Annotated in this window: 5 protein-coding genes and 1 pseudogene; 4 read left to right on the top strand and 2 right to left on the bottom strand. The window is 68.9% G+C overall.

From position 1 onward, the window contains the following. Window positions 1–1,190 (top strand): sugar transferase (locus LzC2_RS22060; protein WP_246254721.1); only part of this gene is annotated, 1,190 nt, incomplete at its 5' end. A gap of 44 nt (window positions 1,191–1,234) precedes the next feature. Here LzC2_RS22060 and LzC2_RS03560 read toward each other — a convergent pair. Continuing rightward, entirely contained in the window at window positions 1,235–3,136 is a 1,902-nt protein-coding gene (locus tag LzC2_RS03560; protein ID WP_171183853.1) for a polysaccharide biosynthesis/export family protein, read from the bottom strand. Between the two features lie 1,328 nt (window positions 3,137–4,464). Between LzC2_RS03560 and LzC2_RS03550 the strand changes: the two genes are divergently transcribed. Continuing rightward, entirely contained in the window at window positions 4,465–4,641 is a 177-nt protein-coding gene (locus LzC2_RS03550; protein WP_171183850.1) for a hypothetical protein, read from the top strand. Window positions 4,642–4,951: 310 nt separating this feature from the next. After that, window positions 4,952–5,188 (top strand): annotated as a pseudogene (locus tag LzC2_RS22050) (transposase); the annotation flags it as partial. A gap of 13 nt (window positions 5,189–5,201) precedes the next feature. Here LzC2_RS22050 and LzC2_RS22045 read toward each other — a convergent pair. Beyond that, window positions 5,202–5,579 (bottom strand): hypothetical protein, encoded by a 378-nt coding sequence (locus LzC2_RS22045; RefSeq protein ID WP_171183814.1) that lies wholly within the window; start codon window positions 5,577–5,579, stop codon window positions 5,202–5,204. 183 nt (window positions 5,580–5,762) lie between these two features. Here LzC2_RS22045 and LzC2_RS03535 point away from each other — a divergent pair, with 183 nt between their 5' ends. Continuing rightward, window positions 5,763–6,167 carry a hypothetical protein gene (locus LzC2_RS03535; RefSeq protein ID WP_171183848.1) on the top strand — a complete coding sequence of 135 codons (405 nt, stop codon included), beginning with the start codon at window positions 5,763–5,765 and terminating at the stop codon, window positions 6,165–6,167. Window positions 6,168–6,287 lie beyond the last annotated feature (120 nt).

Genomic DNA, 6,287 nt, shown 5'->3' with positions numbered 1-6,287 from the left:
GCGCCTCGCTGCGGGCCGCAACGGCGAGGCGCAGCACGACGGCGTCGGCGCCCGTCCCCGCTGACAGCGCCCCCGTGCAGCGTCCCGTCGTAACCGACCGACCGACTGCCCCGCCGCCGGCCGCGGACTGCCGTCCCACAGCGCTCGAACGGCCCGCCCCGGCGGAGCGGTTCGTCCGCTTGTTGGAGGTGGAACGGATGCGGGCCGACCGCGGCGACCGGCCGGTTTCGGTGGTCGCCCTCCCCGTCGTCGACGGCGACGAGGCGGCCGCCTGGGCGGCACGTGGACGGGTCACCGACCGGATCGGCTGGCTGCCGGACGGCCGCCTCGCCCTGCTGTTATGGGACACGGACGAGGCCGGCGCCCGCCGCTTTCTTCGATCCGCCGCCCAGTCGTCGCACGCCGCCTCGTCGCCCGCCGCTTCATCACACGTCACATCATCGCCGGGCGGACCGTCGACCGCGGGGGGCGACGAGGCGACCGTGTACGTGTACCCCAGTCCGGATTCATCGGACGGCATGCCCGACGGCTCGCCCGACGGTTCGGTCGGGTCGCCGCGGATCCTCCCGCTGGAGACGCTGCTGGTGCGACCGATTCCGGCGTGGAAGCGGGCGACGGATCTGGTCGGCTCCTCCTTCGGACTGCTCGCGCTCTCCCCGCTGCTGCTCGCGATTGCGTTGGCCGTGAAGCTCACCTCCCCCGGCCCGGTTTTGTTCTCCCAATGGAGGACCGGATTGGGGGGACGCCCGTTTCGGCTCTACAAGTTTCGATCGATGGCCGTCGACGCGGAGGACCGGCTGACCGAACTGCGGGAACGGAACGAGCAGGACGGTCCGGCGTTCAAAATGACCCGAGACCCCCGCACCACCCGGCCGGGCCGCCTGATGCGGCGGACGGGCCTGGACGAACTGCCCCAGTTGTGGAACGTGCTGCGGGGGGAGATGTCGCTGGTCGGTCCCCGCCCGCTGCCCGTCGACGAGTCCGACGCCTGTCAGCCCTGGCAGCGTCGCCGGCTGACCGTCACCCCGGGGCTGACCTGCGGCTGGCAGATCCAAATGAAGCGGACGACGATTCCCTTTGCGGAGTGGGTCCGGATGGACCTCCGCTACGCCGACTGTCGCAACCCCCGCCGCGACCTCGCCCTGATCGCCCGGACCGTCGCCGTGGTCCTCGGACGCTCAAAGGAATAGGCGGCCGACGGGCTCCACCGGGGGTGCGGGAGGTCGAGCGACCGTCAGTTACTGCCGCGGATGAGCAGGGAGTTGCCGATCCCGTTGAGGGCGGACTCGAGCAGCAACCGCTCGAAGAACGCCCCGACCGCCTCGCACTTGGTATACCGCAGGATGAGGTAGTCTCCCGGCCGGATCAGCACGCGGGAGGAGGGATCCCTGAGAGCCTGTCGGAGGTCGACCTCGATCCGCATCTCCGGATGCCCGGGAGCGCGCCGAAGGATGAACAGGCGGCTGCCCCCGACCGTCACGTCTTGGTTCAGCGAGCTCGGCCCGCCGACCGCGAGCGGAGCGTTCTGCGCCGCCCCGCCCCGCTGCCGCACGATCGCCAGCGCTTCGAGCACGTCGATGTCGTAGTTCTGGGGCAGCGAATACTGCCCGCCGCCCAACAGGCCGCCGGTGTAGAAGAAGTCGGTCTCGCGGTGCTCCACGAAGACGATATCCCCGTCATACAGGGTCACGTCGCGCTCCGTGAACGGGACCTGCGATCCGGGCGGCACGCGCACCGGAATCCGCAGCACTTGCACGCCCCCCATGGTCGACTTGGCCAGCCCCAGCGGAATCGGGCAGTCCGCCCCGTCCCACCGCTCCGCCGGCAGCCGATCCGGCATCCCCGGACCGCTCGCGTGAACCGCGTCGCTGAACGATCGGTCCGCGTACGCGGGATCCGGGCACGTCGGTTCGGCGAACGACGTACCGGGGAACGGCGTACCCGGGAACGACGGACCGGGGAACTCCGGTCCCGCCGCGAACTGGTCGTCTGCCCGGTACTGATCTGCGGGAGCATATCCGCCCAGCGGAAGCGGGGCCGGCGCCGGGAGGACCGGCAAACCCGGCGCGACGGCCGGGGGAGCGTCCGCCAGCTCGAACCCCGGCGGCAGCGAGTACACGGTCCGCTGAGCGTATCCCGCCGGCCGCATTTCGACGCTCCTCACGTCCGCGGTCGACAACCCGTGCGGCGCCTCCGCCCGCCAAGGGCCGGCCGGAGGCGACTGCCCGCGGACGGTCGGGCTCATCCCGCTCTCTTCTAAGCGACGCGGGGCGAACGCGGCGCCGTACCGATAGTCCGCGCCGTGGCTCGCCTCTTCCAAGTCGCGGGAGGTCGCGCCGCCCGCTCCGTCGCGATCGGCCCCGTCGAGGCTGCCCTCCACCGGCCCGTGGCTCACGGGCGTCGCCTGATTCCTCGGCCGGCGGATCACGTAGATCACGTTTTGCGCGTCCAGCCCCGGCAGCCCGCCGGTCGCGGCCAAGGCGTGCAGCACGTCGTTTTGATAGGCCGGCAGTTCGACGATCCGCCCGGTGCCGCGTTTATCGAGTTCGAAGTTCACCGTGGCGGCGGCGCCGATGTTGCCCTGCTGGTTGCCGGATTCCTGCCGGATCACCAACACCGAATGCGTGCGGGGTCGCTGGAGGCTGACCAGCACCCGGTCCTGGCCGGCCTTCAGAATCGGGTTGCGAACGGTGAATTCCTCCCGCAACTTCGCCTCCACCTGCGGCAAGGTGAGGCCGCGGACAGAGACCGCCCCGGCGGTCGGCAGGGCGAGCGTGCCGTCCTCCCGAACCGCGATCGGGAAGCCGACGCCCGGCCGCTCCACCGCAAACGCCGGGTTGTAGATCGGCGGCGCCTGCTCCGGCCCGCCCAGAACGCCTTCGATATACACCCCTAACACGTCGCCGGAGTCCACCCGGTGCTGCGGCGGGGGCGTGCGACCGAGCAGGGACAGGTCGATCGTCTCCCGCCCGCTGCGGACCGGGTCGCGGAACGCTGCGGAGAGGGAGTCCGCCGGCACCCCCTCCAGCGACCGGAACGCCGCACAGCCCGGCGCTGCGCTGATGACCGCCAGTAGAACAAGATTCGCCGCCGCACGGAGACGAGCGGGCGGCCGTGGGCGAGAGAGCGGAACCATGACCGGGGGGCGAAAAGCGATACGGACACGGCCGAGGGACGGAGAATCGTCGGGAGCTCACGGGACGAGGCCCGCGCCCAAGCGGTCGGGGCGGGCCAGCCCGCAAGGTCCCCCCAATCCCTATCGGCCGAACACGGCCGAGGGTTCACTGCAACGCGCGAACTGTCCGGCCGCGACGTCACGCCCAGGCAAGAAACTGCCCCGTGCCCCGCGGCGGTCTCACCCCGCACGGCGCCTGCCGCCCGACGGACGGAAGCAGATCATCGTTCTGACAACCCATCGCCGTGCCGGCGGAGCAGTCGGGCGGTCCCGCCCGACAGCGCGGCGGAGCAGGACGTCGAGCTGGAGATCGTGCGGCCGCCGAAGGCCAAGAAGGGGTTCGTGCGGCCGCCGCGGCGGTGGGTCGTGGAGCGGACGTTCGGCTGGCCGGGCCGCGGTCGTCGCCTTGCCCGCGAAGACGAGCGGCTGGCGGAAACGCTGGCCGGCTACCACTGGTTCGCCTTCGCCGGTCTCCTGCTCGGACGATTCATCCGACAGAGTTCACGACAGGCTCTAGTCAGTTTGACCAGGAGACCCCGTTCGCGAGACGCCCCATCTCCTGATGGGATTCGCCTCAATCGTTGAGGCGGGCGAGACTGACGACAACTGGGCGCGGCGGGATTCGAACCTGCGACTTCCACCGTGTGAATCTGCCTGTCGGGTCCGCCGGGAGAAGGAGCGTCTCACTGCTGGATAAAAGGGTGAGACGCGGATTGTACGGCGTTTGCAGGCCGATTCCAGCGTTCGCACTCGGTCGCAGCCCGTCGCATTCCCTCCCGCTCCGTCGCGTTGAAAGCTGGTCAATGGGACTCCAGATAGCGGTTTCCTGGTCAGGCTGACCAAGTTTCAGATCGCGTCCGTTCTCTCCCGTCGACGGACCTGCTCCGGTCGGTAGGACGCCTCTCCGCGCCGGCGGCAGAAATCGGATGTCGAGGCGGGACCGGTTGGCCGTAGCAAGGCTCGCTTCGCGGGGCGACACGGGCGACCAGCTTCGCTGACGCCGGGTGATCAGGCTTCGACCCTCAACCGCCGGCTGGTGCGATCGACCTCTTCCTCGCGGCGGGAACTCAGCCCTGCCTTGCCCCCGCCGGAGAACGCCTGACCGGCAACGACGCAGCGGAGCGTGACTTCGATGATCGCTCTGTCGGCATGCCAGGGTCACGCGCGAGAAAGGTTTTGAAGACGTTGCGGGATCGGCACCTGGGCCCGTGAATGCAGGCTTTCGCGGCACCGGCGTATCCGTGGTTACACCTATGGTTACACCTGCGAGCGGAATCGAGCTCCACGCCGTGGCCGTCTCCGTCCTCTCCGGCCAGACCGCCGGCCAGGAAGCGGGGCCCGGCGAGGGGGCGGCCGCTACCCACGATCTGCCGGCCGATGTGCGTCGGGTGGTCGAGGCATGGCCCTCGCTCCCGCCGGCGATTCGGGCCGGGGTGTTGGCGATGGTGGAAGCGAGCGGTGGGTGATTCCGCTTCGGTGGCATGTTCGCAGCATTGCACGCCCCTGCCGCGATAGGGGTATAGACATCTGTATGATCTGCGACTGGGCCGCCGTCTGAGCAGGACTTGGAGGTCGGCGCGGCCGCTCTGAGTGCGTGCCGAATGCTAGGGGAGCGTCGACGCAGGACTCCGGGGGCAGGCGGGTCGTCAACAAAGACCTTCAGGCGTTAGACTCTCGTGTCCGGACCGTTCCGCCGCATTCGCTTTACGCTTGCGGGGACGTTCCTGTCTTGATGAGAAGCTCACGACGCATTTGCAATCCGTGACCGACGGCGCCGTGCAGGTGGCGTTCGTGGATCAGGGCTATACCGGCCGAGACGCGGCCGAAGCGGCGCGGGCTCACGGCGTAAAACTGGAGGTGATCAGAACGCCCGAAGCCAAGCGGGGCTTCGTGTTACTGCCCCGCTGGTGGGTCGTGGAGCGGACCTTCGGCTGGTTGGCCCGCCACCGCCGGCTGGCCCGGGACTATGAGCGGCTGGCCGAGATGCTCGCGGCGTTTCACTGGGTCGCATTCCACGGCATCCTCCTCACCTGCATCCCGCTCGCCGGGAGTTCACCACACGCTCTAGACTCCACCGCGACCGGCCTTCCGGCGGCGCGGAGCAGGTCAGCTTCACCACCGCTGCATCCGCCCCCACGTCCAAGAGCGGCTCGGCGTTTCGGACGTAGGCCCGGGGCGAGAGCGACTCCAGCGACTCTTCCTCGTAGGCTCGCTTCCGCCAGCTTTTCGAGCTGCGTGTCGTCGTCGCCCCAAGGGCTTCGGCCACGTCAGCGTCCTTCCAGCCGAACCCGCCTTCGCCCAGACCGCATAGCAGCAATGCCAAGGCCCGCGTCAGCTTGCGGGCCGCGGCCGTTCCTTTGCGAGTCAGCGATTCCAGCGTCGCCTGCTCCTCGGGGTCAGGCAAAGCACATACTTCTTGTCCATCGTCGGTCCTCCTTGGTGGAAATCTCCCCCCCCCCCGGAAGCGTACACGCGAAGAACTCACAAATACTCAACATTAGAATGGGTGTGGCGTCCCCCCCGGCACTGTTTCTCCGCTTACGAGGTTGGCGCTTCTCTCCCAAGTCCCACGGACCTCGAATCCCCCATGGCCGACATCACCTTCACTATCACCTCCCATGATGGCAACCGGGCCGACGGTCGGCTGCGGTGGCCGGCGAAAGGGCTAGACTCCCCCGCCGTAAGCGGCCCGCACGGCAAAGGGGCGTTACCGACCGGGGAATACATCGCGCAACGAAGCAAATTGCTCGACCGGGACGGGATGCCCGCGTACTGCGACCCCGCGGGCTCCGCTACGCCGCAGGGCCACTGCTGGTTCCAGGTGTTCGACGATGCGGACCACACGGACCGGACAGATCTCGGCGTCCACCCGGACGGCAACGTGGCGGGCACGGAGGGCTGCATCGGTCTCCAAGACAAAGACACAAAACCATGGTATGACGCGTTCTACGCTGTGAGCGGGAGCACCACCGTCGAGGTGAGGAACGCGTAAGAGATGAGTGCGAGTCCCGGATCGCCTTTGTGCAACTGTAGTACTACACGAGTACGAGGTTAGGGGCTGGTACGGCTGGCATCGGCACGGCACGCTGTCGATGCTCGCCCACGTGACGCC

Origin of the sequence: Alienimonas chondri (genome assembly GCF_013036045.1) — a bacterium.
Lineage (GTDB): Bacteria > Planctomycetota > Planctomycetia > Planctomycetales > Planctomycetaceae > Alienimonas > Alienimonas chondri.
Note: the sequence above shows the minus strand (reverse complement) of the source record. Positions and strands in the feature narration are given on the sequence as shown.

Bases quoted from the DNA above. Each gene is read 5' to 3' on its own strand.
- LzC2_RS03560 (WP_171183853.1), bottom strand. From the start codon at position 3,136: ATGGTTCCGCTCTCTCGCCCACGGCCGCCCGCTCGTCTCCGTGCGGCG.
- LzC2_RS03535 (WP_171183848.1), top strand. From the start codon at position 5,763: ATGGCCGACATCACCTTCACTATCACCTCCCATGATGGCAACCGGGCC.